The following is a 26,594-nucleotide window of genomic DNA, read 5'->3' as shown; positions in this document are numbered from 1 at the left end:
TGCTCGTGGGGAAGATAGTTCAGCTCGATGATGCCCTTTCCAATAAAATTGCCGCAGGTGAGGTGGTCGAACGGCCGGCATCTGTCGTAAAAGAGCTTGTTGAGAATTCCATTGATGCGGGAAGCACCATAATCGAAATTGATGCAGAAGAGGCGGGCCTGGCAAAAATCCGCATCATTGACAACGGGGAAGGCATTGAAGAAGACGATGTGATGACGGCTTTCCAGCGCCATGCCACAAGCAAGATCAAGGATGAAAATGATTTGTTCCGCATCCGGACGCTCGGCTTCAGGGGTGAGGCGCTGCCCAGCATCGCCTCTGTCTCCAGGCTGGAGCTGAAGACCTCGACAGGCGATGCAGGCACAAGGATCCTGATTGAAGGCGGAAAGGTTGCGGAATTTGAAAAGGCCGCCAGCCGGAAGGGGACGGATATCACCATTTCCGACCTGTTTTATAATACACCGGCCCGCCTGAAATACATGAAGACGATCCATACAGAACTTGGCAACATTACTGACGTGATGAACCGCCTCGCCCTTGCCCATCCGGAGGTATCCTTCCGCCTTGTCCATAATGGGCGGAAGCTCCTGCATACGGCAGGGAACGGAAATGTGCAGCAGGTGCTGGCCTCTATCTACGGCATGAATATTGTCAAAAAGATGATTCCTGTCGAGGCAAGCTCGCTCGATTTCCATGTTCATGGCTATATCGCGCTCCCGGAAATCACCCGTGCTTCGCGCAATTATATTTCTACGATGATCAACGGCAGGTTCATCAAGAATTACCCGCTCGTCAAAGCGATCCAGGAAGGCTATCATACCCTGCTGCCGATCGGGCGTTATCCGATTGTGCTTTTGAATGTCCAGATGGATCCGCTGCTTGTGGATGTCAATGTCCACCCTTCCAAAATGGAGGTGAGGCTGAGCAAGGAGCATGAACTGAATGAGCTTGTAGCAGGTACCATTAAGGATGCTTTCAAATCACAGGAACTGATTCCTGCCGGCTTTGCCCCGGCAAGGGCGGAAAAGCCAAAGTCAGAGCAGACCTTTTTTGAACTAGACCATCTTCCGGAAAAAGTGATGGAACATAGGGGAGAACAGCCTCAGCACGTGCAGAATGAAAGCAGGCAGGCACCCTCTGAATCCGGACAGCCAATGTTCATCAAAGAGGAAATGGCTGTCCAGGAGCGCGAGGAAGCACCTGCATTTAAGCCGCAGGATATACTGCGGACTGATGGCATAGCATTTCCATTCAGAGCTGAACAGCCTGCAGGCAGCCAAGCCTTTATGGAAGATGATGAAGAAGAGGTGATCGGGGGGACGGCTGAGCCGGAAGCGGCTGCCGTTCACAGGGTGCCGCCGCTCTATCCGATCGGCCAGATGCATGGCACCTATATTCTCGCGCAAAATGACCGCGGCCTTTATATCATTGACCAGCATGCTGCCCAGGAGCGGATCAAGTACGAATATTTCAGGGACAAAGTCGGCCAGGTGGAAAGCGAGCTTCAGGAAATGCTCGTTCCGCTGACATTCGAATATGCTGCAGATGAATATATTAAAATCAATGAACATGTTACGGAGCTTGAAAAAGTAGGAATCTTCCTCGAGCCTTTCGGGCAGAACACATTCATTGTCAGGTCCCATCCCCAATGGTTCCCTAGGGGAGAAGAGCAGCAGATCATTGAGGATATGATCGAGCAGGTGCTTAGCATGAAAAAGGCCGATGTGAAAAAGCTGAGGGAAGAGGCAGCCATCATGATGAGCTGCAAAGCCTCTATTAAAGCCAACCACCATTTGCGCAATGATGAGATACAGGCTCTGCTGGATATGCTCCGCAAATCATCGGACCCGTTCACATGCCCGCATGGCCGTCCGATTATCATCCATTATTCTACCTATGAAATGGAAAAGATGTTTAAAAGAGTCATGTAAATCTATCTTTTATTTAAATATTTATGAACTATGCCAGAAAGCCCTTCCCACAGAGGAAGGGCTTTCTATATGATAGAAAAGGAGGCGAAGTGAAATGAAAAGATATTGGCTCGTAAAACTCAGGAAAAACAGGAATCTGACCCAGTCAGAAATTGCAGATCTTATTCATATAGACAGGGCTTATTATTCACAAATTGAATCAGGCCTGAGAAATCCCAGCGAAGAAATAAGCAGATCGATCGGCAGGGTGCTCAACATTGACCCCTTGCTCCTTTTCTCTGATACCAATGCTTTTCAGGATGCATTTTTCCAGACCGGAAGCATTCTTGCCCACAGCGACCTGGACCTCCGCTATACTTGGGTGTATAATCCGACCGGCATGGAGAAGGTCCAGCATTTTATCGGTGCCAGGGATGATGAGCTTAATTACACGATTGATGCAAAGAAAATACTCGACCTGAAACAGAAGGTCATCGATACTCAAAAAACCGTCTCCGTCTATGACAGCTGTTTCCACAACGGAGAATCTTATAATTATTGCTTTATCGGCTATCCTCTGGTCGATCAGTCAGGCGTATTGATAGGGGTAGGCACCATCGCCATGAGGCTGGATAATATGGCGGAGGAAGAATGAAAACTGTGCCCTTCTGGCAGGAAGGGCAGCCATGCGTACGGACCCCGGATTTTTCAGTCTTATCGTTTTTCTGTTACACACTCTGCTTCGATAAGTTCCTCTTTTAATTCCTCAAATGTGCCGCTGATATGGATAACCTGCTGCAAAAAATAGAAAGTGGAAGCCTCAGCAGGATTATCCTTTAGATCTTCCTCTGAATATAGATACACCCGTTTTCCAAAGCCAAGGGCGAGCCCGAGCTCAATATGGCTTCCTTTACCTGCCGGAAGAAGAATGACAACAAAGTCAGCTTCCTTCACTGCTGAAATTTCAGCTTCCCCGATTGAGCGGAGCTTCCCCGCATCTTCAGCCCGGCTATTGCTGGTCCAGTCATAGGTTTGCCGAAAACCCTGCTCCTTTAAGAATGCCGCAAGCTCTCGGACCTGAGGAGTATTGGCAAAACTTGAGCCGATGTAAAATTTCATCCTATCATCCTTTCAATTGGTTATTCATAGTGTATAGTGTCAGAACAATTTGTCAATGAGAGACATACTTTTTAGGTTGTTAATAATAATATTATGTAAACAAAGATACTGACTTTCAGAGTTAGCATGCTTTCATCTGTTTTACTCACTTTCGGCCATATGCCTGTTATAGGAGGAAAATAAGGCAATAACAGCGAAATAGTGAAGAGCATAGGAAGGGGGAGGAGTTTGTATGCTACTCGGCTTAAATCCTGACGAAGTTAGGCTGGCAGACCATTCACCTGGCTGGAAGACAGAATTTCAAAAGGTGCGGAAAGATTTGCTGGAAAACACAAAAATACCTGGCAGCCATATCGAGCATATCGGCAGCACGGCAATCACAGGTATTCCAGCCAAACCCATCATAGATATCATGGCAGCTATTGAAGACCTGGCTGCACTTGATCCATCCCTGATTGCAGGACTGAAAGCCGCAGGATTTCTTCAATTGAAAGTCAAACGGCCCGGGGAAGTGGTTTTTGCCAGATTTGGTGATCATGATTATAAGATCAAAACCCATTTTTTGCATCTTGTCGAATATGAAGGAGAATTATGGAATAATCTCCTTTTTTTCAGAGATTATTTAAATGAGAACGAAGACGCAAGGAAAGAATATGTACAGCTGAAGCTCGATTATATTAAGAAGACCTCCACAGGCATTAAAGAATATACAGATTACAAGGAAAGCTTTGTGAAAAGGATTGCAGCGCTGAGGGAAACAGAGGGAAAGTAATGGAAAAAGGCAAGGAGGCCTGTCTCTTAAGGATTTTTTGCAAGCCTGCAGATCCAGTCGGAGCATGCTTTTACCACCAAGCATAAAACAAATAGTGACAAAAAAGAATAAGTATAATTCCATTTATACAAAATGTATAAACGATAATGCACAAACAATGGAATCATGAGATATGAGACGAAAAGAAAAATGGCAGTATTGGCTATCACATAGTTTTTCCATTTGCGGAAATATTGATAGGTCAAGGTGATCATTACGGGGACAACCGCAAAATCAACAGCATTAAACGAGCGCAGGACGGTTATAAACTGATGGGGATAGGTCCATAGGCCAAAAAAGTAGCCTAATTCATCTACAATCCCGACAAGGATAAAACTAATAAGGAAAGCAAGGCTCATTTGCATCAGCCGGCAGCGGTCAATCAGAACAAATAGCAGAACAATGAATAATAAATTCAAGATAGCAATGAACCACCAGTGCGGACTGAATAGATCTTCATTCCGCCAGTATTCCAATTCCAGCCGGCTGGCTCTTTCATTCAGGTCCTGGACCATTTTGAACATCTTGCGCGCCTCCCATCATGTTATCTAATGGTTGATTATTTCCATTGAGGCGCAAAATTATGCAGCAGGGAGGGACTGCACTATAAGCAAAACAGCCTACAAAACGGCTTAGAAGAAAGTCCGTTTTATAGGCTGTTTTTTAACAAAAGTTATTTATCTCACCGCGGTCTGCAGCTTATCAATAAACTTTAGCGCCTTGCCTGTGCCGATTGCCACAGATTCTAGCGGGCTGGAGGCAAGGTGGACAGGAACCACGATTTCCTGTGAAAGCCAGTCCTGCATGCCGTTCAGCAGAGAGCCTCCGCCTGTAAGGATAACGCCGCGGTCGACGATATCGCCGCTAAGTTCTGCCGGGCTGTCTTCAAGAGTGGCCCGGATGGCTTCGAGGATATGAAGCAGGGATTCTTTCATCGCATCCCTGATTTCATAGGAAGTAAGGGTAATGGTCTTCGGCAGTCCTGTTACCAGATCCCTGCCGCGTATATCCATTTTCATTTCTTCATGGTCGATGAGGGCATAGCCGATTTCCATTTTGACCTGTTCGGCTGTTCTTTCACCGATCAGGACATTGTACTCTTTGCGTACATATTGGATAATATCGTCATCAAGCCTGTCTCCGCCTATGCGGACAGAATGGCAGGCTACGACGCCGCCGAAAGAAATGATCGCCACTTCTGTCGATCCTCCGCCAATATCCACAATCACATTCGCTACCGGTTCATCGACCGGCAGCCCTGCCCCGATCGCTGCAGCTACCGGTTCTTCAATCAGATGAACCTTCTTTGCTCCAGCATTCCGGACAGCATCATGGATGGCTCTTCTTTCAACACTAGTAGAGCCTGACGGGGTGCAGACCACCACATTCGGCTTGCGGATGGCAAAGCCAAGCTTTTTCGATGCCTGCCTCATTACATGGCGAAGCAGCTCGGTCGTAATATCATAATCTGCAATAACGCCATCCTTCAAAGGACGGATGGCAACAATTTTGCCCGGCGTCTTGCCGATCATTTCTTTTGCTTCCTTGCCGACAGCAAGAACCTTCCTTGTATCTGTGTCAATGGCCACAACAGAAGGTTCGTTAAGGGCGATGCCTTTATTTTTGCTGTATACCAGTATATTTGCAGTACCTAAGTCAATTCCAATTTCAGAAGTTGAAATCATCCTATCACCTATTCTTTCATTATGATTGCCTAATAATCTTCTGTAACATTAGCACGAAAAAGGGGGTCTTCTGACGAATGTTATCGAATCGTTAAATAAATGTAATGATTGATGAAATTTTTATCATAAATGGTAAAATAAAAGGGAGGAATTGGCTGAATAAAGAAAAACCTTGCTGGCAATACTGCATAGATATTCAACTGCGCAGGCAAGTTATGGTAGGATATAGAAAAGCCAATAGGGTCTTAAGCTCTTATGGCGCAGAGAATGAAAGATAAAGGCAGTGTGAATGGATTGGATACAAACACAAAGCAGAAATTGATCGTGCTGATCGGCCCGACAGCTGTCGGCAAAACCAAGCTCAGCATTGAATTGGCCAAAAGGTTCCATGCTGAAATCATCAGCGGCGATTCTATGCAGATCTATAAAGGCATGGATATAGGGACAGCCAAAATTACAGAGAATGAGATGGAAGGGATTCCCCATCATTTAATTGATATTAAAGCTCCAAATGAACCTTTTTCCGCAGCTGAATTTCAGGGGCTTGTCAGAAAGGAAATCGAAAGCATCGCTTCCCGGGGGAAGATGCCTATGATTGTCGGGGGAACAGGCCTTTACATACAATCTGTCATATATGACTACCAATTTTCCGATGCCCCATCAGATGATGCCTTCAGGGAGGAGCTCGAACAGCGCCTTGAAGCCGAAGGGGCAGAAGTGCTTTATAAGGAGCTATTGAATATCGATCCTGCCAGTGCCGGGAAAATGCACCCCAACAATATAAGAAGGGTCATCCGGGCGCTTGAGGTATACCATTGTACAGGAAAGACCATGACCCAGTACCAGGAACAGCAGGCAGCTGAACTGCTGTATGATACAAGCATCATCGGGCTCTCCATGGACAGGGAGAGGCTGTATGAGCGGATCAACAGCCGGGTCGATAAAATGGTGGATGATGGCCTCCTGGAAGAAGTGGAAGCCCTTCACAGACAGGGGCTGAAAGACTGCCAGTCAATCCAGGCAATCGGCTATAAGGAAGTCTACGAGTACATAAACGGCCGCATCTCTTTAGATGGCGCGGTCGAAAATCTGAAGCAAAATTCACGCAGATACGCAAAAAGGCAGCTGACCTGGTTTCGAAACAAGATGAATGTGGAATGGTTTGATATGACACATGTATCCGATCCAGGCTTGCTTGAAAAAAAAATCGCGGAAATTTCTGCGTATATTGAAGGAAAGCTTCAAATAAAATCGAATACATAATATTAGAGACAAAAGAGGAGGATTTATCAATGAAACAATCCGTTAATATTCAAGACCAATTTCTAAACCAGCTTCGCAAGGACGGCACAGGGGTGACTGTATTCCTTTTGAACGGATTCCAATTGCGCGGCCAGATCAAAGGGTTTGATAACTTTACGGTGCTTTTTGAATCAGAAGGGAAGCAGCAGCTGGTTTATAAGCATGCCATTTCCACTTTTTCTCCGCAGCGCAACGTCCAGATCGATCTTGAAGGACAGCAATAGTCCTTACTATAAAGCAAAGTCCGCTTCTTCCGGGAAGCGGGCTTTTTATATGGAGAGAAACTTACCTTTTCAGCAACTTTCTTTAATGATTTTGAAGGCTTGTGAATATATATAAAAATAACGGTTATTTCTCGGGAAACCGCAGAATATGACATCTGCTGGCTCCTGCAGGGAGAAAAACCCGGTATTTTGTCGCTTCAGCAGTAAATGTGACAGCTTTTCTGCCTGAAAGATAGGCATTTGTCACATGAATCAGCTTCAAGGAGTATACTGGTGGGAAATAGTGAGGTGAAAGCTTTGGACCAGCCGATACGCATGAAAAATAATGGCCAGATCAGCATTGTGCTCAATTCGCAGAAAAGGAAGCCATTTACTAAGGAAAGCCCGGACATTCAAGTTGTTCCAAGGGCACTGCCTCAGGAGCATGCAGCACTTAAGGAAATTGAGGAAGAGCTCGCAGCCCTTGTCGGCATGGAAGAAATGAAACGGATGATAAAAGAAATTTATGCATGGATATATGTAAACAAGAAAAGGGAAGAAACAGGCCTGAAGTCCGGGAAGCAGGCTCTGCATATGATGTTCAAGGGCAACCCGGGTACAGGGAAGACGACGGTCGCCAGGCTGATCGGCAAGCTTTTCCTGAAGATGAATGTCCTTGCGAAAGGCCATCTGATCGAGGCGGAAAGGGCCGATCTTGTCGGTGAATATATCGGCCACACCGCGCAAAAGACCCGTGACCTGATCAAGAAGGCAATCGGCGGCATTCTTTTCATAGATGAGGCCTATTCACTCGGCAGGGGAGGAGAAAAAGACTTCGGCAAAGAAGCGATTGATACGCTTGTCAAGCATATGGAGGACCGGCAGCACGAGTTCATCCTGATCCTTGCCGGCTATTCCAGGGAAATGGATTATTTCCTAACCCTCAATCCCGGCCTTCATTCAAGGTTCCCGCTCGTCATCGATTTTCCTGACTATACAATCGAGCAGCTGATGGAAATCGCCCAAAAGATGCTGGTGGAAAAGGAATATTCCCTGAGCCATGAAGCAGAGAAAAAGCTGAGGGAGCATCTGGTATGGGCAAAATCGGATATTAGCACAACCGCTTTTTCCAATGGGCGCTATATCCGCAATATCCTTGAAAAATCAATACGTGCCCAGGCGATGAGGCTGCTGATGCAAAGCCATTTCGACCGCCATGAGCTGATGACGATCAGAAGCAATGATCTGATCTTTGAAGAAGATATATAAGTGACAAGGAATCTGAGCAAGCAGGCATCAGCTTGTACATTGCCAGGAACATAAAAAGCAAAAACTCGCCATAATAAGGCGAGTTTTTTGATCAGATGGAGAAAATTAATCTTTACATTTTTGATTTTCATTGAAAGTCCCGGCATATTCACATCCGTTCGAAAATGCTTTCCTTCGTTTAAAAAGTTATTTATCTCTTCTGAGTTATATGTTAATTTATAGGTAAAATGGTAAAAGTGGGGTAATTATGCAATATTTAATTTTTGCTTGCAGCTTGGGATTTATATTTTTAAATATTTCTGTTTTGAAGAGAGTAACAACAAAACAAGACTCAAAAGTTTTCAATAAGCGAATTTTAACTCTGTTACAAATTGTTAAATTCACTCCAGTTCTCGCAGTGCTCGTTTTGTCTGTATTAGTTTTATCATATTTCCATAATAATGAATGGATAAGGCTTTCACATGCTTGGTATGACGCGCAATTCTGGGCTTATACTGCACTTTTATACGGATTCTTTAAATTGACTAAGTATAAACTGAGTCTGATTTTTTCTTTAATATCGCTTTATATTGCCATTTACAATACCCCGCTATTCCATTACGAGCATTTATTTATCGGATATGGTGTTATTGTTTCAAATATCTTAGGAATCGTTATGTTTCTTTCCATGTGGAAGACAGTGTCTAAAATCTCATTAAGCTTTCAGCTTTGAAGATCTAGTTTAAGCCATGCACTTTTTTAAAAATGGGTACTGCTTTTTGTATGCTGTCCCTTATCTGTAAGTCTCTGTTTCACAAACAAATGCTAAAAATAAGAAATGACGTATGCCAATCCATACGTCATTTTTTGCGTATTATTGCCTTGCTGTGCCAAGCCGCCTCGCCGGAAGCTTCCAGTGATAGGTGTATGACAGCACCCGGAGAAGGGTGATGGACACAAAAAGGCTGTATAATGCGACGGCCGAGTCTGCCAGCCCAAGCCCGATGGCAAAGCCGCAGAGAATCGCCCAGACTGCGTATATTTCAGATCTCAGCACCAGCGGCTTCCTCCCGGCCAGAAGGTCGCGGATGATGCCTCCGCCGCTCCCGGTCAGGACGGCAGCCACAATGACAGCGCTGAGAGGATGGCCCATTTCTGATGCGTAAATTGCGCCCTGAATCGCAAATGCAGAAAGGCCGATTGCATCAAAAAAGTTCCCCCATTTCTGCCAGTGCCTTAACAGGTTATTGGGGAACAGAAATACCGCTGTAATGGACAGAAGGGCTATCTGGAAGAACATCCCCTGCTCCCAAAGGGCTGAAACCGGCACCCCGATCAGGAGGTTACGGATGGCGCCTCCGCCAAACGCTGTCACAATCCCGAGTATATAAACCCCTAAAATATCATATTCTTCTTCCATGGCAATGATCGCGCCGCTTACTGCAAAAGCAATCGTGCCAATCATGCTCAATACTTCCCATGTCATGGTGCATTTCTCCTCTGGTGAAGCCTGGAACCAGGCTGGTTTTTTCTTTTATATCAGCGGAAAGGCTAAACTCTCCACAGCGTCTTTTTACCTCAAACAATATGATTTTAACACGCAAAAATGATTTTTCAATCATTATTTTCCAGCAGCTGCGAAGAATAGGGTGGAGAAGGGTTTTAAAGCGCTCAGACTGGTGAAAATAGTAGGATGGAGAGCATATTTTTGGTATGATATTTTAAGGTCGGAAGTACGTATTCCAGTAAGGCGATTTTTTATAGAAAAGAGGGATTCCTTGGAAAATAAAACGGAGTTCGAAAGGGTTATTCTCGTCGGCTGCCAGACTGGGGAGGACGACAGGCATTTCCAGTATTCGATGGAAGAGCTTGCATCATTGACAGAAACGGCCAACGGCAAAGTGCTGGCCGAGCTGTCCCAGAAAAGAGAAAGAATCCATCCTTCTACATATATAGGAAAAGGCAAGGTTGAAGAATTAAAGTTGCTTGAGGAAGAGGTTGGAGCAGATCTGATCATTTTCAATGATGAGCTTTCACCAAGCCAGGTCAGGAATGTTTCCAATGAAGTGAACAGCAGGGTCATTGACCGGACTCAGCTGATCCTTGATATTTTTGCACAGCGGGCAAGGTCGAAGGAAGGGAAGCTGCAGGTTGAGCTTGCCCAGCTGCAGTACCTGCTTCCAAGGCTTGGCGGACAGGGCCTCCAGCTTTCCAGGCTCGGTGCCGGGATCGGGACGAGGGGGCCGGGTGAAACAAAGCTTGAATCCGACCGCCGCCATATCCGCAGGAAGATTGATGATATCAAATCGCAGCTGTCGGTGATCGTGCAGCACAGGGACAGATACCGCGAGCGCCGCAAAAAGAATAAAGCGTTCCAGATTGCCCTTGTCGGCTACACGAATGCCGGAAAATCGACCCTGTTCAACCGGCTTGCCGAAGCTGAATCCTTTGAAGAGAATCAGCTCTTTGCTACGCTTGACCCGATGACAAGAAAGCTCATCCTCCCAAGCGGCTATCTGGCGCTTGCAACGGATACGGTCGGGTTCATCCAGGATCTGCCGACAACCCTTGTTGCGGCCTTCAGGTCGACGCTAGAGGAGGTAAGTGAAGCAGATTTGCTGCTTCATGTCATCGATTCATCAAATCCGGATTATTTTCAGCATGAACAGACCGTGAACAAGCTGCTCGAGGATCTTGATATCCAGCACATCCCGCAGCTGGCGGTTTATAATAAAAGTGACCAGGTGCATCCGGATTTCGTTCCAACGGCAAAGACCGAATCCGTTGTGATCAGCGCATTTGCGGATCAGGACCGCAGCATGCTGAAGCGGAAAATCGAGGAGCTGGTCCTTGGCATGATGAAGCCTTATCAGGTGGAAATCCCGTCAACTGAAGGCAGGATTCTGTCGCAGCTGAAAAATGAGACCATATTGAGGGAGCTCTCATTCCAGGAAGAGACAGAGGTCTATCTCTGCAAAGGGTATGCCCTTGAAGATCACCAGATCTCAGGAGAACTAAACAAATACACAGTATAAAAAAGGCCGGAGGGGATGAACCCTCCGGCTCTTGGATTGGAGAACAGCATGTTTCAGCATTTAGAATACGGAAGCCGGATTCAAGAACTGGCTTCACAGGCAGAAGAAAAAATTGCATCCGTTCATAAGAAAATTGACCAAAGGATCGAATCCAACCAGTTCAGGGTGCTTGAAAGCTTTCAGCATTACAAGGTAAGCGATTCCCACTTCATTCCTTCTACCGGTTATGGCTATGATGATATCGGCCGGGATACACTTGAAGAAATCTATGCAAGGGTGTTCGGCGGGGAAGCGGGTCTTGTAAGGCCGCAGATCATCTCAGGAACACATGCCATCTCTACCGCTCTTTTCGGCATCCTCCGCCCAGGGGATGAACTGCTTTATATGACCGGGAAACCTTATGATACCCTTGAGGAAATCGTCGGCATCAGAGGGAAAGGGACAGGCTCCCTGAAGGAATTCGGCATAAGCTACAGCAGCGTTCCTCTCGGTGAAAATGGCCATGTCGATTTTGAAGCCGTCAGGAGCGCCATTAAGCCGAATACGAAGATGATTGGAATCCAGCGGTCCAAAGGCTATGCTGTCAGGCCTTCTTTTACCATTGCCCAGATCAAGGAAATGATTGAGTTTGTAAAAGAAATCAAGCCGGACGTGGTTGTCTTTGTGGACAATTGCTACGGGGAATTTATAGAGGAAATGGAGCCATGCCATGTTGGCGCTGACCTGATGGCCGGATCCCTCATCAAGAATCCAGGCGGCGGCCTTGCCAAAACCGGCGGCTATATTGTCGGCAAAAAGGAACTGGTTGAAGCATGCTCTTACAGGATGACCTCCCCCGGTATCGGAGCGGAAGCGGGGGCCTCACTGTACAGCCTCCAGGAGATGTACCAGGGATTCTTCCTTGCTCCGCACGTTGCCGGCCAGGCGCTGAAAGGGGCCGTATTCACTGCAGCGCTGCTTGAAATGCTCGGGATGAATTCTTCGCCAAAATGGGATGCGGAGAGGACAGACCTGATCCAATCCGTCCAATTTGATGACCGGGATAAGATGGTGGCATTCTGCCAGGCCATTCAATACGCTTCTCCCATCAATTCACATGTAACCCCGTATCCTGCTTATATGCCGGGCTATGAAGATGACGTGATCATGGCTGCAGGCACATTCATCCAGGGGGCGAGCATTGAGCTTACCGCCGACGGACCGACCCGTCCGCCGTATGTTGCCTATGTCCAGGGCGGCCTCACTTACTCGCATGTAAAAATTGCCATTTGCACTGCCATCAGCTCTTTGGCAAAAAAGGGTTTAATACAACTTTAATAGGTGAATATATAAAAGGGCAGCATGGCTGTCCTTTTTAATTTTTGTCAGGGAAAAATTTTTTGTGTTTTTAATGTTATAAAACCTCACATAAGGTTGACAACAAATCTGACATTACATATAATAAACACAAGAAATGATTGCAAAGGAGGAGAAATCGGATGAAAGGCAGTGAAATACGCCGTTCCATGCCGCTATTTCCAATTGGGACTGTAATGCAGCTGACTGAGCTGACAGCCAGGCAGATCCGCTATTACGAAGAGCACCAATTGATTTCTCCAGCACGAACTGACGGAAATAGACGGCTTTTTTCCCTGAATGATATTGATAAGCTCCTGGAGATCAAGGATTTGATTGATCAGGGAGTCAATATGGCGGGAATCAAGCAATTATTCGCCATGCAGGAACAAACATTAACAGCTGAAGTACAGCAGCAAGCAGAAAAAGTAAGGCGCGATTTGTCTGATGATGAATTGAGAAAGCTCCTGAGGCAGGAAATGATGCAGGCCGGCCGATTCAACCGGCATTCACTCCGCCAGGGAGATATGTCCCGCTTTTTCCATTAAAAATAAAATTGATATGTCTTAGGGAGGAAAAACTAATGGCTAACTTCACAAAAGATGACATTAAACGTATTGCTGAAGAAGAAAACGTAAAATTTATCCGACTTCAATTTACGGATATCCTCGGAACAATCAAAAACGTGGAAATCCCGATTTCCCAGCTTGAAAAAGCGCTGGACAACAAAATGATGTTCGACGGCTCTTCCATCGAAGGCTTCGTCCGCATCGAGGAATCTGATATGCTCTTGTATCCTGACCTCAGCACTTGGGTTGTATTCCCTTGGACAGCTGAAAAAGGCAAGGTTGCCCGCCTGATCTGTGACATCTATAATCCGGACCTTACTCCATTTGATGGAGATCCGCGCAACAACCTGAGAAGAATCCTTGATGAGATGAAGGAATTAGGCTTCACAAACTTCAACCTCGGACCTGAGCCGGAATTCTTCCTGTTCAAGCTTGACCAGCAGGGTGAACCTACTCTTGAGCTGAATGATAACGGAGGCTATTTCGACCTTGCGCCGACAGACCTTGGCGAGAACTGCCGCCGCGACATCGTGCTTGAGCTTGAGGAAATGGGCTTTGAAATCGAAGCTTCCCACCATGAAGTGGCTCCAGGACAGCACGAAATCGACTTTAAATATGCTGATGCACTGACTGCATGCGACCAGATCCAGACATTCAAGCTTGTTGTCAAAACGATCGCCCGCAAGCACGGCCTGCACGCAACATTCATGCCGAAGCCATTGTTCGGCGTAAACGGATCAGGGATGCACTGCAATATGTCCCTGTTCAATGAAGGCAAGAACTCTTTCTATGATACAACTGGAAACCTTGAGCTAAGCGATACTGCCCGCCAATTCATCGCCGGCATCATCAAGCACGCTCCAGCTTTCACAGCTGTAACAAACCCGACTGTCAACTCTTATAAGCGCCTTGTGCCTGGCTATGAAGCACCTTGCTATGTGGCATGGTCTGCAAGGAACCGTTCACCTCTGATCCGCATCCCGGCATCACGCGGCATGAGCACACGTGTTGAGGTCCGCAGCGTTGACCCGGCAGCAAACCCATACCTGGCTATGGCTGTATTGTTAAAAGCAGGTCTTGATGGAATCAAGAACAAACTGACTCCTCCAGCACCAGTTGACCGCAATATCTATGTGATGAACAAAGAAGAGCGCGTAGCAGAAGGCATCGAAGACCTTCCTGCAACACTTGCCCAGGCTCTTGACCAGCTGAAGAGCAACGAAATCATGGTTTCAGCCCTTGGCGAGCATATCTTCGAACACTTTATCGAAGCGAAGGAAATTGAGTGGGATATGTTCCGCACACAAGTTCACCCTTGGGAGCGCGAGCAGTACCTGCAGATGTATTAATAGATTTGGCCCCTTGATACCATTGGTATTGAGGGGCTTTTTTTGTGTTAAGAGGTGCCTGGTTTTTTTGCGGAAAAACTTATTTGAGGACATTCTTCATATATTTGACCATGGTGCCTTAAGAGGGAGTTATGAGTCACTCTGAAGTGGGGAAAGCTGGGCAGAGTGTCCCAAGAGGAGAATATGAGTCACTCAGACAATAAAGAAAGTCACGAAAATATTCATATGGAAAGATTTTTTAATCTAAATCAAAATTATGGATCTTATTTGGATGTAAAGGCCAGCAGCTTCCAGCTGGTCTTTCATTGAAATAACACATTCACTAAGTTCTATTCCTTCTCTTTTCACCAATAGAGCATTATTATGATAAAAAGGGAGGAATAGTATGAAACGCGACTGGCTGATAACGCTTAGAAAAAACAAAAATCTGACTCAAGCGGATGTGGCAGACTCGATTTTTATCGACCGGGCCTATTATTCTCAGATTGAATCTGGTACAAGAAATCCCAGTGTAGATATAAGCAGGAACCTTGCTAAGGTCTTAAATATAAATCCATCATTATTATTATCCGATTTAGCTGCCTTTCAAGAGGTGTTCACCCGGACGCAATGCATGCTGGCTCACAGTGATCTTGATATGAGGTACACATGGATTTTTGATTCGGCCAATCAGGAGGAAGTCAATCAGTTTATTGGTGCGAGGGATGATGAATTAAGCTTTTGCATCGATTCTCAAAAATTGATATCGCTTAAACAGAGGGTGCTTGATACAAAAGAAACATCAGGAACATTTGCAGAATATGAATATAACAATGAAGTACACACGCATTATATAGTAGGATATCCCCTGCTTGGAGAAGAAGGCGAATTAATTGGCATTGGGACATTCGGGATTAAAATAAATGCGTTAGGTTTATAATTGTTCTGGATGATTTTGATGCGCAGTTTTTTGAAATGGCCATAAACAAACAGAACTAGCAGAAGAAATACATCAAAAAGGGAAATGCCTTGAACAAGCGTCCAGGGCATTTCCCTTTTCTTATTCTATCTCACCGCATCAAAAGCATTGATCTGCCAATTGCCGCGGACCTTTACAAAAGTAACTTTTTTCTTTTCATGCTGCTTTTCGCCGTAAGGCACCGTAAATTCGAACTGGCGGATATCTTTCCTGGAATAAATGAGCTTTGCCTTGGCTTTATTCCACTCCAGCAGGCTGCCGCCATCAGCATTTGGCTGTGCCATTTTTCCTTTATACTCAATGAATCTGTATTTCTTATAGCCTTTATTGATCGCATTCAAGGTGAAAGATTCATTAAGGTACTTGGTCAGCTTTGCTTTCGTATTGATTTCACTGCAGAGGTAGCGGTATTCCGTGCCTTTGTACTGAAATGTTTTGATGGAGCAGGCTGTATTTTTCTTGGATGGGATATGTCCATTCATAGCATTCCAGTGATGGACACGTGCGCTCTGCGCCAGTTCGATTGCTTTCTTGCTGCTTAAATCGCCGCTCGCGGATTTTGCCGAGGCGCCAAGGCTGAAAGTAAACAAAGCGACAGCAGCTAACAGGGTGGTTAATAATTTTTTCATTTTAAAGCCTCCAATAAGATTATTCACTTGCTATCCTTATATTACCTTCACTTCTCCTCGAAAGAATTACAGAAAGGTTACCAAAATGCAGATGATTGTTTACAGTTTTCAGACATAAAAAGAGCCTCTGCCCAATTTCCCGGGAGAGGCTTCTTACGTCTTTACTTTTGCTGTTTTGAGCATAGCTTCTGCTTTTCCTCCTGTTTCATTTCTTTTCGGCCCTGATGAGGTCCAGGCTGCGGATCAGAGCTTCACCGCCAAGTCCCGCCAGCATGGACAGGAATGCTACCTTCAAGAGGGAGCTTGCATCCGATGAAAGCACAAGCAGCGCTGAGGCGAGTGATCCCAATACCATTTCCTCCAAAAAGCCGAGATAGATGAATTGCTTCGTTCTTTTCGGCATGATCAGCTTCCCGTGTTTCTTAAGATGCCCAACCGCGCCGACAAGGCCACCAATGAATATTGCGAAGACGACATGCTGCCACATTTGCCTCACACTCCTAAAGCCGGAATTTTTGGTGCGACCTTAGGTCAATCATGGTGCTGCTTCTATTATATAACAGACCAAAAGGAGAAAGATATGCATAAATCGACTGAATTTTCAGCATTTAAATAATGGTACATATGTACTCTTCAGGAAAAAATAAGCAGCAAAGATGCGACTATTCTAGTGCCTGCAAGGCTTTTCGGGCAGAAAACAGCCCAGGCGGCAAAGGGCCTGGGCTGAGAGAATCATATAATCAGTGGATATGGCGGTAGACGCCAATGACCTTGCCAAGAATGGAAACATTTCTGAGAATGATAGGCTCCATTGTAGAGTTTTCAGGCTGAAGCCTGATATAATCCCTTTCCTTGAAGAACCGCTTGACAGTTGCTTCATCCTCATCTGTCATCGCAACGACGATATCGCCATTGTTGGCGGACTGCTGCTGGCGGACGATGACATAGTCGCCGTCAAGGATGCCGGCTTCAATCATACTTTCACCCATAATTTCAAGCATGAAGACCTGCTCGGCTGCAGGTGCCATGCTTTCTGGAAGCGGGAAGAACTCTTCTACATTCTCGATCGCAGTGATCGGCTGTCCTGCTGTAACTTTCCCGAGGATAGGAACGTTGACGACATTGTTCCTTGGAATATGCGATGTTTCATCGAGCTCCAGGATTTCAATAGCACGGGGCTTTGTCGGATCCCGTCTGATCATCCCCTTGCTTTCGAGGCGGGCCAGATGCCCGTGCACAGTCGAGCTGGAGGCCAGGCCGACTGCTTCCCCTATTTCCCTGACTGAAGGTGGATAGCCCTTCGCTTTAACTTCTTCCTTGATAAATTCAAGTATGTCCTGCTGCCTTTTTGATATTTTAGCCATGTATTCGCACCCCGTATGGTTATTATTGATTAAATTATAGCATGTACCCGGAACAGATACAAACATAAGTTCGAATTTTCGTTGACGGAAAACACATGTTCGGTTTATAATAAATTTAACGAAATACGAACATATATTCTTGCTGCGGGGTGTCTTGTATGAAAAAATTGTGGAATCAATACTCATATGCTATTATACTTATCGTTTTGAGCTTTGGGGCGGCTTTGCTGCTTACCGGATATGATAAGATATTCGGGGAAGAAGATTATATGAAGGTAACGGTTAATGAAGGAGATACATTATGGGGGCTGTCCCAGCAATTTTCGGACAATCATAATCTGTCTGCAGAAGATTTTGTGATGTGGGTGGAAGATGAGAACGGAATTGCCGGCAGTGCAATCAAAGCGGGAGAGCAGATCATCATCCCGGTAAAAGCGGACAGCCATACAAGACAGCTGCAGGATGATCTGCAGAACTTTGCAGGTGAGTGATTTAAAGGAGCATATATGAAAGCCGTAATCTATTGCAGGGTATCAACAACTAAAGAAGCGCAGGAAACATCGCTGGAAAGGCAGGAAGAGGAACTGACTGCACTTGCCGGGGAAAAGGGCTTTGAAGTAGCAAAGGTCATCAGGGAGCAGGCCAGCGGCTATGACCTGGAGAGGGACGGTGTGCTTGAGCTTCTTGATCTTATAAAGGATGAAGGGATCAAAGCGGTCCTTATTCAGGATGAAACGAGGCTCGGAAGGGGCAATGCCAAAATCGCCCTGCTTCATTTCATATATAAAGAAGGAGCTGTGCTCTACAGCATTTCCCATAATGGGGAGCTGCAGCTCTCCGAATCAGATTCCATGGTTCTTAATATCGTGTCAATGGTAGAGGAATATCAGCGCAAGCTGCATAATATCAAGATCAAAAGAGGCATGAAAAGGGCAGTGGACAGAGGGTTCAGGCCTGAGAAGAACCTTAAGAATCTGGGGGAGCACTCTGGAAGGGAGCGGATCGAGGTTCCTATAGAAGAAATTGTCCGCCTGAGAGCCAGCAAGCTTACATTTTCTGAGATTGCAGCAACTCTCAGAGGCTTCGGCTATCCTATTTCCAAGGCGACGGTGCACAGGCGCTATCAGGAGTACATAGATGCACAGGAAGAGTAAGAGTGTTTGCCTTGGCAAACGCTTTTTTTTATAGTAATATGTGATGTATTCTCCAGCCGTTTAGACCAGTGTTTTAAGGGGAAGACGACTAGGGAAGGCTAAATGAAATGAATGAAAAAGGAGCGTTATTATGCTGCCTAAAGATAAAATGGCCAGAATTAATGAGCTGGCAAACAAAGCTAAGACCACAGGGCTCACGAACGAAGAGGCGAAGGAACAGACAGCGCTTCGCAGCGAGTATCTGCAGACCTTCCGTTCCAATATGCTCACAACCTTAAAAGGTGTAACCATCATGGATCCAAAAGGGAACGATGTCACACCGAAAAAGATAAAAAAGCTGCGTGAGGACGAGAAGAAGCGCCTTCATTAATGCATCAGGCCAAAAAGGAATACACCAATCTGTGTTCCTTTTTGGATTTATTTTTGGTTCTTTTCTACATACAGGTTTCCAAAATGCACAAGATATACAGAAGCTTCTCAGTTGTGTAAAATAAAGAGCCGCTATAATATTAATTGTGTAGGATTTTTTATAAAGAGAGGATGTAGTATATGTTTGAATCTATCGATGATTTGTCCATAAGCTCGATCAGAACTCTATCTATCGATGCTATTGAAAAAGCAAATTCCGGCCACCCAGGCATGCCTATGGGGGCAGCTCCGATGGCGTACACACTTTGGAGCCGTTTCATGAACCATAACCCGGCAAATCCTGAGTGGTTTAACCGCGACCGTTTTGTTTTATCTGCAGGACATGGTTCCATGCTTCTGTACAGCCTGCTCCATTTATCAGGCTATGAACTCACAATCGACGACCTGAAGGAATTCCGCCAGTGGGGAAGCAAGACTCCCGGACACCCGGAATACAAACATACTAAGGGCGTAGACGCGACAACAGGTCCGCTTGGACAGGGTATTTCAATGGCAGTCGGCATGGCTATGGCTGAGCGCCACTTGGCAGCCGTCTACAATAAAGACAAGTATAATGTAGTCGATCACTTTACATACAGCATTTGCGGCGATGGTGACCTCATGGAGGGTGTATCCGCAGAAGCAGCATCGCTTGCAGGCCACCTGAAGCTTGGCAAGCTCGTTGTCCTTTATGATTCAAATGATATCTCCCTTGATGGCGATCTTGACCGTTCTTTCTCTGAAAGTGTGGAGCAGAGGTTTAAATCTTACGGCTGGCAGTATATCCGTGTTGAAGACGGCAATGACCTTCACGAAGTGGCAAAAGCGCTTGAGGAAGCAAGAGGCGACCTTGACCACCCAACCATGATCGAAGTAAAAACTGTGATCGGCTTCGGGGCTCCTAACAAATCAGGTAAATCAGATGTACACGGTGCACCGCTTGGAGCCGACGAACTTAAGCTGACAAAGGAAGCTTACAAATGGACTTTCGAAGAAGATTTCCATGTTCCGGATGAAGTGTACAGCCACTTCAAGAAGCACATCGCAGAACGCGGAGCAAAGACTGAGCAGGAATGGAACTCTATGCTGGAAAGCTACAAGCAGGAATTCCCAGAGCTCGGTGCCCAGCTTGATGGAGCCATGAAAGGTGAGCTTCCAGAAGGATGGGATAAGGATATTCCGGTATATGAAACAGGTTCAAGCCTGGCAAGCCGCGCATCTTCAGGCGAAGCACTGAACGGAATCGCACAGAATCTTCCATTCTTCATCGGCGGATCTGCTGACCTTGCCGGTTCAAACAAAACAATGATCAAAGGCTCAGGGGACTTTACCCCAGCATCATTCGAAGGCCGCAACATCTGGTTCGGCGTAAGGGAATTTGCCATGGGTGCAGCCCTTAACGGCATGGCCCTTCACGGAGGATTAAAGGTATTTGGAGGCACATTCTTCGTATTCTCTGACTATCTTCGTCCTGCAATCCGCTTAGCTGCCCTGATGGGTCTGCCTGTTACTTATGTATTCACACATGACAGCATCGCTGTTGGTGAGGACGGCCCTACACATGAGCCGGTTGAACAGCTTGCATCACTTCGTGCGATGCCTAATCTGTCTGTCATCCGCCCTGCTGATGGAAATGAAACCTCTGCTGCATGGAAAGTGGCGGTAGAATCACAGGATAAGCCGACAGCTCTTGTGCTGACGCGCCAAAACCTGCCTACCCTCCAGGATACAGACAAAAACGCGTATGAAGGCGTATCTAAAGGGGCTTACGTTGTTTCACCTGCCGGCAAAGACCAGGCAGATGCCCTGCTTCTTGCTTCCGGATCTGAAGTGCATCTTGCGGTAAAAGCGCAGGAAGCTTTGAAGAAAGAAGGCATTGACGCAGCAGTTGTTTCCATGCCTGCATGGGACCGCTTTGAAGCACAGTCCAAGGAATATAAAGAAAGCGTCATTCCGAAGGCAGTCAAGAAGCGCCTTGCCATTGAGATGGGCTCTTCACTCGGCTGGCACCGTTATGCGGGTGATGAAGGGGATGTATTGGCGATCGATACATTCGGCGCATCTGCACCAGGCGAGAAAATTATCGAAGAGTATGGCTTCACAGTAGAAAACGTGGTTGCACGTTTAAAGGCCCTTCTGTAAAGGGTATAAAGAGAGCGTCAGAGTACGCTCTCTTTTTTATTTCCTTATAATTGATTGAATATTTATAATATTTTCGTATAATTGATAGGCAAATAAGCCTGTTCGACAAAATTAGTGCCTATTTTTGACGCTGAAAGACAAAGTAACTGATTCTGTTCCCTTATACTTGAAGCAATATAGTAGATATTGGAGGAGATGTTGGTGAGAACCTATCAGCTTTATTTAATAGAAGACGAATTTGCTTCCCATTATTTTGGCAGAGAGCGGATGTTCTACCAGCTCTTTCAGGAATACAGCCGTTCTAAGGGAGAGCTGAAATCGATCCTGTCACGCCAGATTGAGTTTATCACAAGGCCGATCCCCGCCCTCAGGCTTCACCAGTATCTCACACAGCAGCTTTCAAGGAAAAAAGGAGCATCAGCCGATCAGGGGGCCTATGTTATTCAGAACGGAAAAAACAGCTCGGCACGGCTTGAAATCTATGACCGATGTTTAGTGATCGAATCACATGGGAATTATGATGCTGAAACGGTGTTCTTTGAAATCCTCCGGAAAAATGAATCCTCTTATCTGGCGGTCGATATGACCAACAGGCGCTTTGGCTGGCTGAAGCCGATCAAAGAAAGAAAATTTATTTAAATAGGGGAAAAACAGGTGCAAATATTGTATAATAACCTTTGGTTTAGTACACTGTATGATAGACAACATGAAGGAGGAAGTTTTGAATGTGGGACGTTATTCTAGTTGGTATACTGGCATTGATCGCCGGTGTAGCACTAGGATTTTTCATCGCTCGTAAATATATGATGAGCTACTTAAAGAAAAATCCGCCAATCAACGAACAAATGCTTAAAATGATGATGATGCAAATGGGCATGAAACCATCCCAGAAAAAAATCAATCAGATGATGGCTGCCATGAACAAGCAGTCCGGCAAGTAAGGCTTACATAGGGCTGCTGATTGTAATAGAGTCTATTACGGGGCCATCACTGTACATCAAGAAAGCCGCTTTTTCTGTTATTATGACAGGAAAAGCGGCTTTTTAGATAGATGAGCAATAAAAGCAGAGGGAAGCATGAAAAAATACAGATTGAAAACCGGCTTCAACGGCAGATTCAAGCGTGGGACGATATTCTGGCTGATTGCTGAGTCTGAGTTTATCGGCGTTAAGGAATTTGTCCTGCGCACGAAAGATCTGGAGCATCGAATTCAGATTTCAGAAGCAGAGCTGAACAAGCATTTTGTACGGCTGCATGAGGGACACTGATGGAGGACAGGCACCCCTGCCAGACAGGGAACCCTTGTCCTCTTTTAACAATGTTTTTTTGGTTTTTTTGTAAAAACGGAAAATCCGGAGAAGCCGAAATCCATCTTGGTTACCAGCTGGAAGCCGTTATCCAGCAGACAATCGGCTGCAGGGGAGAACAGGTCTCCTGTTTCAAGTTTATCCTGGCAGTCATCAGCATCATTCCCCAAAACTGTCGCCTGGGAAATCCGCTTCGGCGATGAAGGATTTAACAGATTGCGGAACCAGCAAATTGTCACAACCGTTGGCAGGGAAGGCATAATACATTTTGAATCAGACAAAGAAACACCTCATTTCTAATTTTATCTCTATATTTAATGCTTGGACCTCCTTACTTGTCCCTGCGAATATCACGGTTTTGCTGAATTGGTGAATAAGCCTGCAAGTCGGACCTTTTTAAAAAATCTTTCTTATTTTTAAAATATTTGATAAACTATTTGGAGCATAAATGAGGAAAATTAAGGAATTCGAGACCCGGGGGAAGCATGCATGAAAGTATTCGCAGATTTAATGTGGTTTTTTAAGCAAGAGAAGAAATCGTATGTGACAGGGATTGTCCTGCTGCTGTTTGTGGCATTCCTGCAGCTGATTCCGCCAAAAGTCATTGGAATCGTCGTGGATCATATCAAGAACGATACTTTGACCAGCGGCCTCCTTGTCAATTGGCTTCTGATATTAATCGGAGCTGCTTTAATGATGTACATATTGCGCTATTACTGGAGGATCATGATTTTCGGATCCGCCGTCAAGCTGTCCAGGCAGCTGAGGAACAGGCTGTACCGGCATTTTACAGAGATGCCGCAATCTTTTTACCAAAGAAGGCGGGTCGGGGATCTGATGGCTCATGCGACGAATGACCTGCAGGCTGTCCAGCAGACGGCCGGTTCAGGAGTGTTGACCCTTGTCGACTCGCTTGCCACAGGGGGATTTGTCATCATCGCCATGGCTGCGACGATCAGCTGGAAGCTGACACTCATCTGCCTGATCCCGATGCCTTTCATGGCGATTCTGACAAGCTGGTATGGGACGCTTCTTCATAAGCGGTTCCATGGGGCACAGGAAGCTTTTTCTTCCCTGAATGATAAAACACAGGAAAGCATTACAGGCATCAAGGTCATCAAGACCTTTGGCCAGGAAAAAGAAGATATCGAGGATTTCCGGAAGCAATCACATGATGTGGTGGAAAAAAATATATCAGTCGCCAAGGTGGATTCGCTCTTTGATCCAACAATCAGCATCATCGTAGGCATTTCGTTCTTCCTGTCTGTCGCTTTTGGCGCCAGATACGTGATTTCAGGTGAATTGACGATCGGGGAGCTTGTATCATTTACAACGTATCTCGGACTCTTGATTTGGCCGATGCTTGCCTTTGGCTGGCTCTTTAATATTGTCGAAAGAGGGCGCGCCTCAAATGACAGGATCATGAGCCTGCTCGCTGAAAAGGCAGAGGTGGCTGATAAAGAGGGGGCACTTGAAGCTGTGCCGAGCGGGGATATTGTTTATGAACTCAGCCGATTCCATTACCCGAACGAGGAAAAGCCTGTCCTTGAAGATATCCGCTTTCAGCTGAAGCGGGGAGAAACCTTAGGGATCGTCGGGAAGACAGGTGCCGGAAAAACAACTCTCCTTAAGCTGTTGATCAGGGAATTTGACGGCTTTGAGGGTGACGTCCGGTTCGGCGGCCATTCTGTTAATGATTATACGCTTGAAAAGCTGCATGAGGCCATTGGCTATGTGCCGCAGGACCATTTCCTTTTTTCAGCCACGGTTGCAGAGAATATCGCCTTTGCGAACCCTGCATCAGAGCGGGAGGAAGTATTCAAGGCAGCAAAGCTGGCCAATATCCACGACGATATCCTCCAGTTTACGGAAGGGTATGAAACAGTGGTCGGGGAGCGCGGCGTTTCCTTGTCAGGCGGGCAGAAGCAGCGGATTTCCATTGCCAGGGCGCTCATGATGGATCCGGAAGTGCTGATCCTGGATGATTCGCTGTCAGCGGTCGATGCGAAGACGGAGGAAGCTATCCTGAACGGCCTCAGGAAGAACAGGGCAGGCAAGACGACGATCATCACCGCCCACCGCCTGAGTGCCATCCAGCATGCGAATCTGATCCTTGTGCTGGATGAAGGCAGGATCGCTCAAAAAGGCACACACGATGAGCTGATGGAAGAGGAAGGCTGGTATAAGAGCATGTATCTCCGCCAGCAGCTTGAAGAACTTGTAGAGCACGGAGGCAGAAGTCATGGAGCATAACCAGCAGGATATCAATAAGAAAGAACAGCGGACCGTCCTATACCGGCTCCTTGCTTATACAAAGCCGCATAAAGCAACGATCATCCTCGCCTTCAGCCTGTTATTGCTGACAACGATTGGCGATATCATGGGACCGATCCTTGTCAAAATATTCATTGATGATTATCTGACCCCAAGGAACCTGGCATTTGAACCATTGTTCCTGCTCGGGGCAGGCTATATCGGCATCCAGGTCATGAATGTCCTAATCTCTTATTTCCAGCTTCTGAAGTTTCAGGAGATCGCTTTAAAAATCATTCAGCAGCTGAGGATTGACGTTTTTTCAAAGGTGCAGTCGCTCGGCCTGAAATACTTCGATCAGACGCCGGCCGGCAGCATTGTCTCGCGTGTTACGAATGATACAGAAGCCATTAAGGATATGTTTGTCAGCGTCCTGGTCATCTTTATCCAGAGCGGCTTTCTGCTGATCGGGATATTCATCGCGATGTTTGCCCTGAATGTCCAGCTGGCCTTATTCTGTCTGGTGATCCTGCCTATCATCTTTATGATCATGCAGATGTACCGCAAATACAGCTCGCGTTTTTATCAGGATATGAGGGAAAGGCTAAGCCAGCTGAATGCAAAGCTCAGTGAGTCACTCCAGGGAATGGGGATCATCCAGGTGTTCAGGCAGGAAAAGCGCCTGCGCAAGGAATTCGCAGACATCAACCAAAAGCATTATGATGCAGGGATGAGGAACATCAAGGTCGATGGGCTGCTCCTGAGGCCGGCAATCGATCTTGTCTACACACTTGCGCTCGTGATAGTCCTGGGTTTTTTCGGGATCACATCATTCAGCAATCCGATTGAAGTTGGGGTTTTATTCGCATTTGTCAGCTATCTGGACCGCTTTTTCGAGCCAGTCAATAATATGATGCAGCGGCTTTCCATGTACCAGCAGGCCATCATTGCCGGATCCAGGGTGTTCAGGCTCCTGGATGAAGAAGAGCTCGCCCCCGCCCAGAAGGAAGAGAAACTTACAATCGGCGACGGACAGATTGAATTCAAGGATGTCAGCTTCTCTTATGATGGGAAGCGGGATGTGCTGAAGAACATCAGCTTTACTGCCAAGCCGGGTGAAACAGTGGCTCTGGTTGGCCATACAGGAAGCGGCAAGAGCTCGATCATCAATCTGATGATGAGGTTTTACGAATTCTCAAGGGGCGACATTCTGATTGACGGGCAGTCGATTAAGTCTTATCCAAAAGAGGAGCTTAGGGAAAAGCTCGGCCTTGTCCTCCAGGATCCGTTCTTATTCTATGGAACGGTTAAGGACAATATCCGCCTTCATGATGCAGAGATGACTGATAAGGAAATAGAGGAAGCTGCCCATTTCGTTCAGGCGCATACCTTCATTGAGAAGCTTGATGACCGCTACGACCACAAGGTGGTTGAGAGGGGGTCGACATTCTCCAGCGGACAAAGGCAGCTGATTGCCTTTGCGCGGACGATTGCTGCCAACCCGAAAATCCTTGTGCTTGATGAAGCGACCGCCAATATCGACACAGAGACAGAGGAGGCCATCCAGACGGCCCTGGAGAAGATGAGGAAGGGGCGCACAACCATTGCCATCGCCCACAGGCTTTCCACCATCCAGGATGCCGAGCTGATCCTTGTCCTCCACCAGGGGGAAATCGTTGAGCGGGGCACCCACCAGGAGCTGCTGGCATTAAAAGGCTTGTACCATAAAATGTACCTGCTGCAGAACGGCTCTGTCGAGAGGGTGGAAGATGCAGTAGGCAATGCATAAAGACAAAATAAAAACAGCTTGGGC

28 protein-coding genes are annotated in these 26,594 nt (G+C 46.3%); 20 read left to right on the top strand and 8 right to left on the bottom strand.

Features of this window, described 5'->3' with window-relative positions; all coding sequences use genetic code 11:
- Window positions 1-5: 5 nt before the first annotated feature.
- Entirely contained in the window at window positions 6-1,931 is a 1,926-nt protein-coding gene (gene mutL / locus LCM00_RS23460) for a DNA mismatch repair endonuclease MutL (RefSeq protein WP_224906547.1), read from the top strand.
- 94 nt (window positions 1,932-2,025) lie between these two features.
- A complete protein-coding gene (locus tag LCM00_RS23455) occupies window positions 2,026-2,565 on the top strand; it encodes a helix-turn-helix domain-containing protein (protein WP_224906546.1) in 540 nt (179 codons plus the stop codon).
- Between the two features lie 59 nt (window positions 2,566-2,624).
- On the opposite strand, the gene LCM00_RS23450 is transcribed toward LCM00_RS23455, so the two are convergent.
- Window positions 2,625-3,029 carry a nucleoside 2-deoxyribosyltransferase gene (locus LCM00_RS23450; RefSeq protein ID WP_224906545.1) on the bottom strand — a complete coding sequence of 135 codons (405 nt, stop codon included), beginning with the start codon at window positions 3,027-3,029 and terminating at the stop codon, window positions 2,625-2,627.
- Window positions 3,030-3,261: 232 nt separating this feature from the next.
- On the opposite strand from LCM00_RS23450, the gene LCM00_RS23445 reads away from it, so the two are divergent.
- Window positions 3,262-3,801: a GrpB family protein gene (locus LCM00_RS23445; protein WP_224906544.1), complete on the top strand. Its 540-nt coding sequence runs from the start codon at window positions 3,262-3,264 to the stop codon at window positions 3,799-3,801.
- Window positions 3,802-3,827: 26 nt separating this feature from the next.
- Here the strand turns inward: LCM00_RS23445 and LCM00_RS23440 are convergent, their stop codons facing one another.
- Together LCM00_RS23440 and mreBH are read right to left on the bottom strand one after the other, a co-directional pair.
- On the bottom strand, window positions 3,828-4,364 hold the full coding sequence (locus tag LCM00_RS23440) for a CBO0543 family protein (protein ID WP_224906543.1): 537 nt from the start codon (window positions 4,362-4,364) through the stop codon (window positions 3,828-3,830).
- A 153-nt stretch (window positions 4,365-4,517) separates the two neighbouring features.
- Entirely contained in the window at window positions 4,518-5,525 is a 1,008-nt protein-coding gene (mreBH, locus tag LCM00_RS23435; RefSeq protein ID WP_224906541.1) for a rod-share determining protein MreBH, read from the bottom strand.
- 255 nt (window positions 5,526-5,780) lie between these two features.
- On the opposite strand from mreBH, the gene miaA reads away from it, so the two are divergent.
- The 3 genes from miaA (at window position 5,781) to spoVK (ending at window position 8,299) form a co-directional block, all read left to right on the top strand.
- Window positions 5,781-6,788, top strand: coding sequence for a tRNA (adenosine(37)-N6)-dimethylallyltransferase MiaA (gene miaA, locus LCM00_RS23430; protein ID WP_224906539.1), 1,008 nt, complete (start codon window positions 5,781-5,783; stop codon window positions 6,786-6,788).
- A gap of 29 nt (window positions 6,789-6,817) precedes the next feature.
- Entirely contained in the window at window positions 6,818-7,051 is a 234-nt protein-coding gene (gene hfq, locus LCM00_RS23425; RefSeq protein ID WP_022543740.1) for an RNA chaperone Hfq, read from the top strand.
- Between the two features lie 297 nt (window positions 7,052-7,348).
- A complete protein-coding gene (gene spoVK / locus LCM00_RS23420) occupies window positions 7,349-8,299 on the top strand; it encodes a stage V sporulation protein K (protein ID WP_224906561.1) in 951 nt (316 codons plus the stop codon).
- Window positions 8,300-9,152: 853 nt separating this feature from the next.
- Here spoVK and LCM00_RS23415 read toward each other — a convergent pair.
- Window positions 9,153-9,764 carry a trimeric intracellular cation channel family protein gene (locus LCM00_RS23415; protein ID WP_224906537.1) on the bottom strand — a complete coding sequence of 204 codons (612 nt, stop codon included), beginning with the start codon at window positions 9,762-9,764 and terminating at the stop codon, window positions 9,153-9,155.
- A 292-nt stretch (window positions 9,765-10,056) separates the two neighbouring features.
- Here LCM00_RS23415 and hflX point away from each other — a divergent pair, with 292 nt between their 5' ends.
- From hflX to LCM00_RS23390, 5 genes are all read left to right on the top strand, one after another.
- Window positions 10,057-11,313: a GTPase HflX gene (gene hflX / locus LCM00_RS23410; protein WP_224906535.1), complete on the top strand. Its 1,257-nt coding sequence runs from the start codon at window positions 10,057-10,059 to the stop codon at window positions 11,311-11,313.
- A gap of 48 nt (window positions 11,314-11,361) precedes the next feature.
- Window positions 11,362-12,630 (top strand): methionine gamma-lyase family protein, encoded by a 1,269-nt coding sequence (locus LCM00_RS23405; RefSeq protein ID WP_224906533.1) that lies wholly within the window; start codon window positions 11,362-11,364, stop codon window positions 12,628-12,630.
- A gap of 161 nt (window positions 12,631-12,791) precedes the next feature.
- On the top strand, window positions 12,792-13,196 hold the full coding sequence (locus LCM00_RS23400) for a MerR family transcriptional regulator (RefSeq protein WP_224906531.1): 405 nt from the start codon (window positions 12,792-12,794) through the stop codon (window positions 13,194-13,196).
- A 35-nt stretch (window positions 13,197-13,231) separates the two neighbouring features.
- A complete protein-coding gene (gene glnA / locus LCM00_RS23395; RefSeq protein ID WP_224906529.1) occupies window positions 13,232-14,566 on the top strand; it encodes a type I glutamate--ammonia ligase in 1,335 nt (444 codons plus the stop codon).
- Window positions 14,567-14,951: 385 nt separating this feature from the next.
- Window positions 14,952-15,485, top strand: coding sequence for a helix-turn-helix domain-containing protein (locus LCM00_RS23390; protein WP_224906527.1), 534 nt, complete (start codon window positions 14,952-14,954; stop codon window positions 15,483-15,485).
- 125 nt (window positions 15,486-15,610) lie between these two features.
- Here the strand turns inward: LCM00_RS23390 and LCM00_RS23385 are convergent, their stop codons facing one another.
- The 3 genes from LCM00_RS23385 to lexA all read right to left on the bottom strand — a co-directional run bounded on the left by LCM00_RS23385 (window position 15,611) and on the right by lexA (window position 17,517).
- Complete coding sequence (locus LCM00_RS23385; protein ID WP_224906525.1) at window positions 15,611-16,153, bottom strand: IseA DL-endopeptidase inhibitor family protein; 543 nt, start codon at window positions 16,151-16,153, stop codon at window positions 15,611-15,613.
- Between the two features lie 205 nt (window positions 16,154-16,358).
- Window positions 16,359-16,640: a DUF4257 domain-containing protein gene (locus LCM00_RS23380; RefSeq protein ID WP_094767396.1), complete on the bottom strand. Its 282-nt coding sequence runs from the start codon at window positions 16,638-16,640 to the stop codon at window positions 16,359-16,361.
- Window positions 16,641-16,893: 253 nt separating this feature from the next.
- The gene (gene lexA, locus LCM00_RS23375) at window positions 16,894-17,517 is read right to left on the bottom strand and encodes a transcriptional repressor LexA (RefSeq protein ID WP_009791598.1); all 624 of its coding nucleotides are present in this window, start codon (window positions 17,515-17,517) and stop codon (window positions 16,894-16,896) included.
- A 158-nt stretch (window positions 17,518-17,675) separates the two neighbouring features.
- Between lexA and yneA the strand changes: the two genes are divergently transcribed.
- The 7 genes from yneA to LCM00_RS23340 all read left to right on the top strand — a co-directional run bounded on the left by yneA (window position 17,676) and on the right by LCM00_RS23340 (window position 22,489).
- Window positions 17,676-18,008 carry a cell division suppressor protein YneA gene (gene yneA, locus LCM00_RS23370; RefSeq protein WP_224906523.1) on the top strand — a complete coding sequence of 111 codons (333 nt, stop codon included), beginning with the start codon at window positions 17,676-17,678 and terminating at the stop codon, window positions 18,006-18,008.
- 15 nt (window positions 18,009-18,023) lie between these two features.
- A complete protein-coding gene (locus LCM00_RS23365) occupies window positions 18,024-18,671 on the top strand; it encodes a YneB family resolvase-like protein (protein ID WP_224906521.1) in 648 nt (215 codons plus the stop codon).
- 130 nt (window positions 18,672-18,801) lie between these two features.
- On the top strand, window positions 18,802-19,041 hold the full coding sequence (locus LCM00_RS23360) for a DUF896 domain-containing protein (protein ID WP_224906519.1): 240 nt from the start codon (window positions 18,802-18,804) through the stop codon (window positions 19,039-19,041).
- A gap of 179 nt (window positions 19,042-19,220) precedes the next feature.
- Window positions 19,221-21,221 carry a transketolase gene (tkt, locus tag LCM00_RS23355; RefSeq protein WP_224906517.1) on the top strand — a complete coding sequence of 667 codons (2,001 nt, stop codon included), beginning with the start codon at window positions 19,221-19,223 and terminating at the stop codon, window positions 21,219-21,221.
- 201 nt (window positions 21,222-21,422) lie between these two features.
- On the top strand, window positions 21,423-21,860 hold the full coding sequence (gene sirA / locus LCM00_RS23350; RefSeq protein ID WP_022543749.1) for a sporulation inhibitor of replication protein SirA: 438 nt from the start codon (window positions 21,423-21,425) through the stop codon (window positions 21,858-21,860).
- Window positions 21,861-21,946: 86 nt separating this feature from the next.
- Window positions 21,947-22,162, top strand: a complete 216-nt coding sequence (locus tag LCM00_RS23345; protein ID WP_224906515.1) for a YneF family protein — start codon at window positions 21,947-21,949, stop codon at window positions 22,160-22,162.
- Between the two features lie 135 nt (window positions 22,163-22,297).
- Window positions 22,298-22,489 carry a hypothetical protein gene (locus LCM00_RS23340; protein WP_224906513.1) on the top strand — a complete coding sequence of 64 codons (192 nt, stop codon included), beginning with the start codon at window positions 22,298-22,300 and terminating at the stop codon, window positions 22,487-22,489.
- 44 nt (window positions 22,490-22,533) lie between these two features.
- On the opposite strand, the gene LCM00_RS23335 is transcribed toward LCM00_RS23340, so the two are convergent.
- On the bottom strand, window positions 22,534-22,809 hold the full coding sequence (locus tag LCM00_RS23335) for a hypothetical protein (RefSeq protein ID WP_224906511.1): 276 nt from the start codon (window positions 22,807-22,809) through the stop codon (window positions 22,534-22,536).
- Window positions 22,810-23,017: 208 nt separating this feature from the next.
- On the opposite strand from LCM00_RS23335, the gene LCM00_RS23330 reads away from it, so the two are divergent.
- Window positions 23,018-24,781: an ABC transporter transmembrane domain-containing protein gene (locus LCM00_RS23330; protein ID WP_224906509.1), complete on the top strand. Its 1,764-nt coding sequence runs from the start codon at window positions 23,018-23,020 to the stop codon at window positions 24,779-24,781.
- Window positions 24,771-26,570, top strand: coding sequence for an ABC transporter ATP-binding protein (locus tag LCM00_RS23325; protein ID WP_224906507.1), 1,800 nt, complete (start codon window positions 24,771-24,773; stop codon window positions 26,568-26,570). The genes LCM00_RS23330 and LCM00_RS23325 overlap by 11 nt, the downstream gene beginning before the upstream one ends.
- The last annotated feature ends 24 nt before the right edge of the window (window positions 26,571-26,594 follow it).

Source organism: Bacillus infantis, assembly GCF_020171945.1.
Taxonomy (GTDB): Bacteria; Bacillota; Bacilli; order Bacillales; family Cytobacillaceae; genus Bacillus_AB; species Bacillus_AB infantis_A.
The sequence above is the reverse complement of the archived record's forward strand: the minus strand, read 5'-3'. Positions and strand labels throughout refer to the sequence as shown.

What these genes read in the sequence shown, in the direction of transcription:
- LCM00_RS23455 (WP_224906546.1), top strand. Translation starts at nt 2,026, where the DNA reads ATGAAAAGATATTGGCTCGTAAAACTCAGGAAAAACAGGAATCTGACC.
- LCM00_RS23450 (WP_224906545.1), bottom strand. Translation starts at nt 3,029, where the DNA reads ATGAAATTTTACATCGGCTCAAGTTTTGCCAATACTCCTCAGGTCCGA.
- LCM00_RS23445 (WP_224906544.1), top strand. Translation starts at nt 3,262, where the DNA reads ATGCTACTCGGCTTAAATCCTGACGAAGTTAGGCTGGCAGACCATTCA.
- LCM00_RS23440 (WP_224906543.1), bottom strand. Translation starts at nt 4,364, where the DNA reads ATGTTCAAAATGGTCCAGGACCTGAATGAAAGAGCCAGCCGGCTGGAA.
- mreBH (WP_224906541.1), bottom strand. Translation starts at nt 5,525, where the DNA reads ATGATTTCAACTTCTGAAATTGGAATTGACTTAGGTACTGCAAATATA.
- miaA (WP_224906539.1), top strand. Translation starts at nt 5,781, where the DNA reads ATGGCGCAGAGAATGAAAGATAAAGGCAGTGTGAATGGATTGGATACA.
- hfq (WP_022543740.1), top strand. Translation starts at nt 6,818, where the DNA reads ATGAAACAATCCGTTAATATTCAAGACCAATTTCTAAACCAGCTTCGC.
- LCM00_RS23415 (WP_224906537.1), bottom strand. Translation starts at nt 9,764, where the DNA reads ATGACATGGGAAGTATTGAGCATGATTGGCACGATTGCTTTTGCAGTA.
- LCM00_RS23405 (WP_224906533.1), top strand. Translation starts at nt 11,362, where the DNA reads ATGTTTCAGCATTTAGAATACGGAAGCCGGATTCAAGAACTGGCTTCA.
- LCM00_RS23400 (WP_224906531.1), top strand. Translation starts at nt 12,792, where the DNA reads ATGAAAGGCAGTGAAATACGCCGTTCCATGCCGCTATTTCCAATTGGG.
- glnA (WP_224906529.1), top strand. Translation starts at nt 13,232, where the DNA reads ATGGCTAACTTCACAAAAGATGACATTAAACGTATTGCTGAAGAAGAA.
- LCM00_RS23390 (WP_224906527.1), top strand. Translation starts at nt 14,952, where the DNA reads ATGAAACGCGACTGGCTGATAACGCTTAGAAAAAACAAAAATCTGACT.
- LCM00_RS23385 (WP_224906525.1), bottom strand. Translation starts at nt 16,153, where the DNA reads ATGAAAAAATTATTAACCACCCTGTTAGCTGCTGTCGCTTTGTTTACT.
- LCM00_RS23380 (WP_094767396.1), bottom strand. Translation starts at nt 16,640, where the DNA reads ATGTGGCAGCATGTCGTCTTCGCAATATTCATTGGTGGCCTTGTCGGC.
- lexA (WP_009791598.1), bottom strand. Translation starts at nt 17,517, where the DNA reads ATGGCTAAAATATCAAAAAGGCAGCAGGACATACTTGAATTTATCAAG.
- yneA (WP_224906523.1), top strand. Translation starts at nt 17,676, where the DNA reads ATGAAAAAATTGTGGAATCAATACTCATATGCTATTATACTTATCGTT.
- LCM00_RS23365 (WP_224906521.1), top strand. Translation starts at nt 18,024, where the DNA reads ATGAAAGCCGTAATCTATTGCAGGGTATCAACAACTAAAGAAGCGCAG.
- LCM00_RS23360 (WP_224906519.1), top strand. Translation starts at nt 18,802, where the DNA reads ATGCTGCCTAAAGATAAAATGGCCAGAATTAATGAGCTGGCAAACAAA.
- tkt (WP_224906517.1), top strand. Translation starts at nt 19,221, where the DNA reads ATGTTTGAATCTATCGATGATTTGTCCATAAGCTCGATCAGAACTCTA.
- LCM00_RS23345 (WP_224906515.1), top strand. Translation starts at nt 21,947, where the DNA reads ATGTGGGACGTTATTCTAGTTGGTATACTGGCATTGATCGCCGGTGTA.
- LCM00_RS23340 (WP_224906513.1), top strand. Translation starts at nt 22,298, where the DNA reads ATGAAAAAATACAGATTGAAAACCGGCTTCAACGGCAGATTCAAGCGT.
- LCM00_RS23330 (WP_224906509.1), top strand. Translation starts at nt 23,018, where the DNA reads ATGAAAGTATTCGCAGATTTAATGTGGTTTTTTAAGCAAGAGAAGAAA.
- LCM00_RS23325 (WP_224906507.1), top strand. Translation starts at nt 24,771, where the DNA reads ATGGAGCATAACCAGCAGGATATCAATAAGAAAGAACAGCGGACCGTC.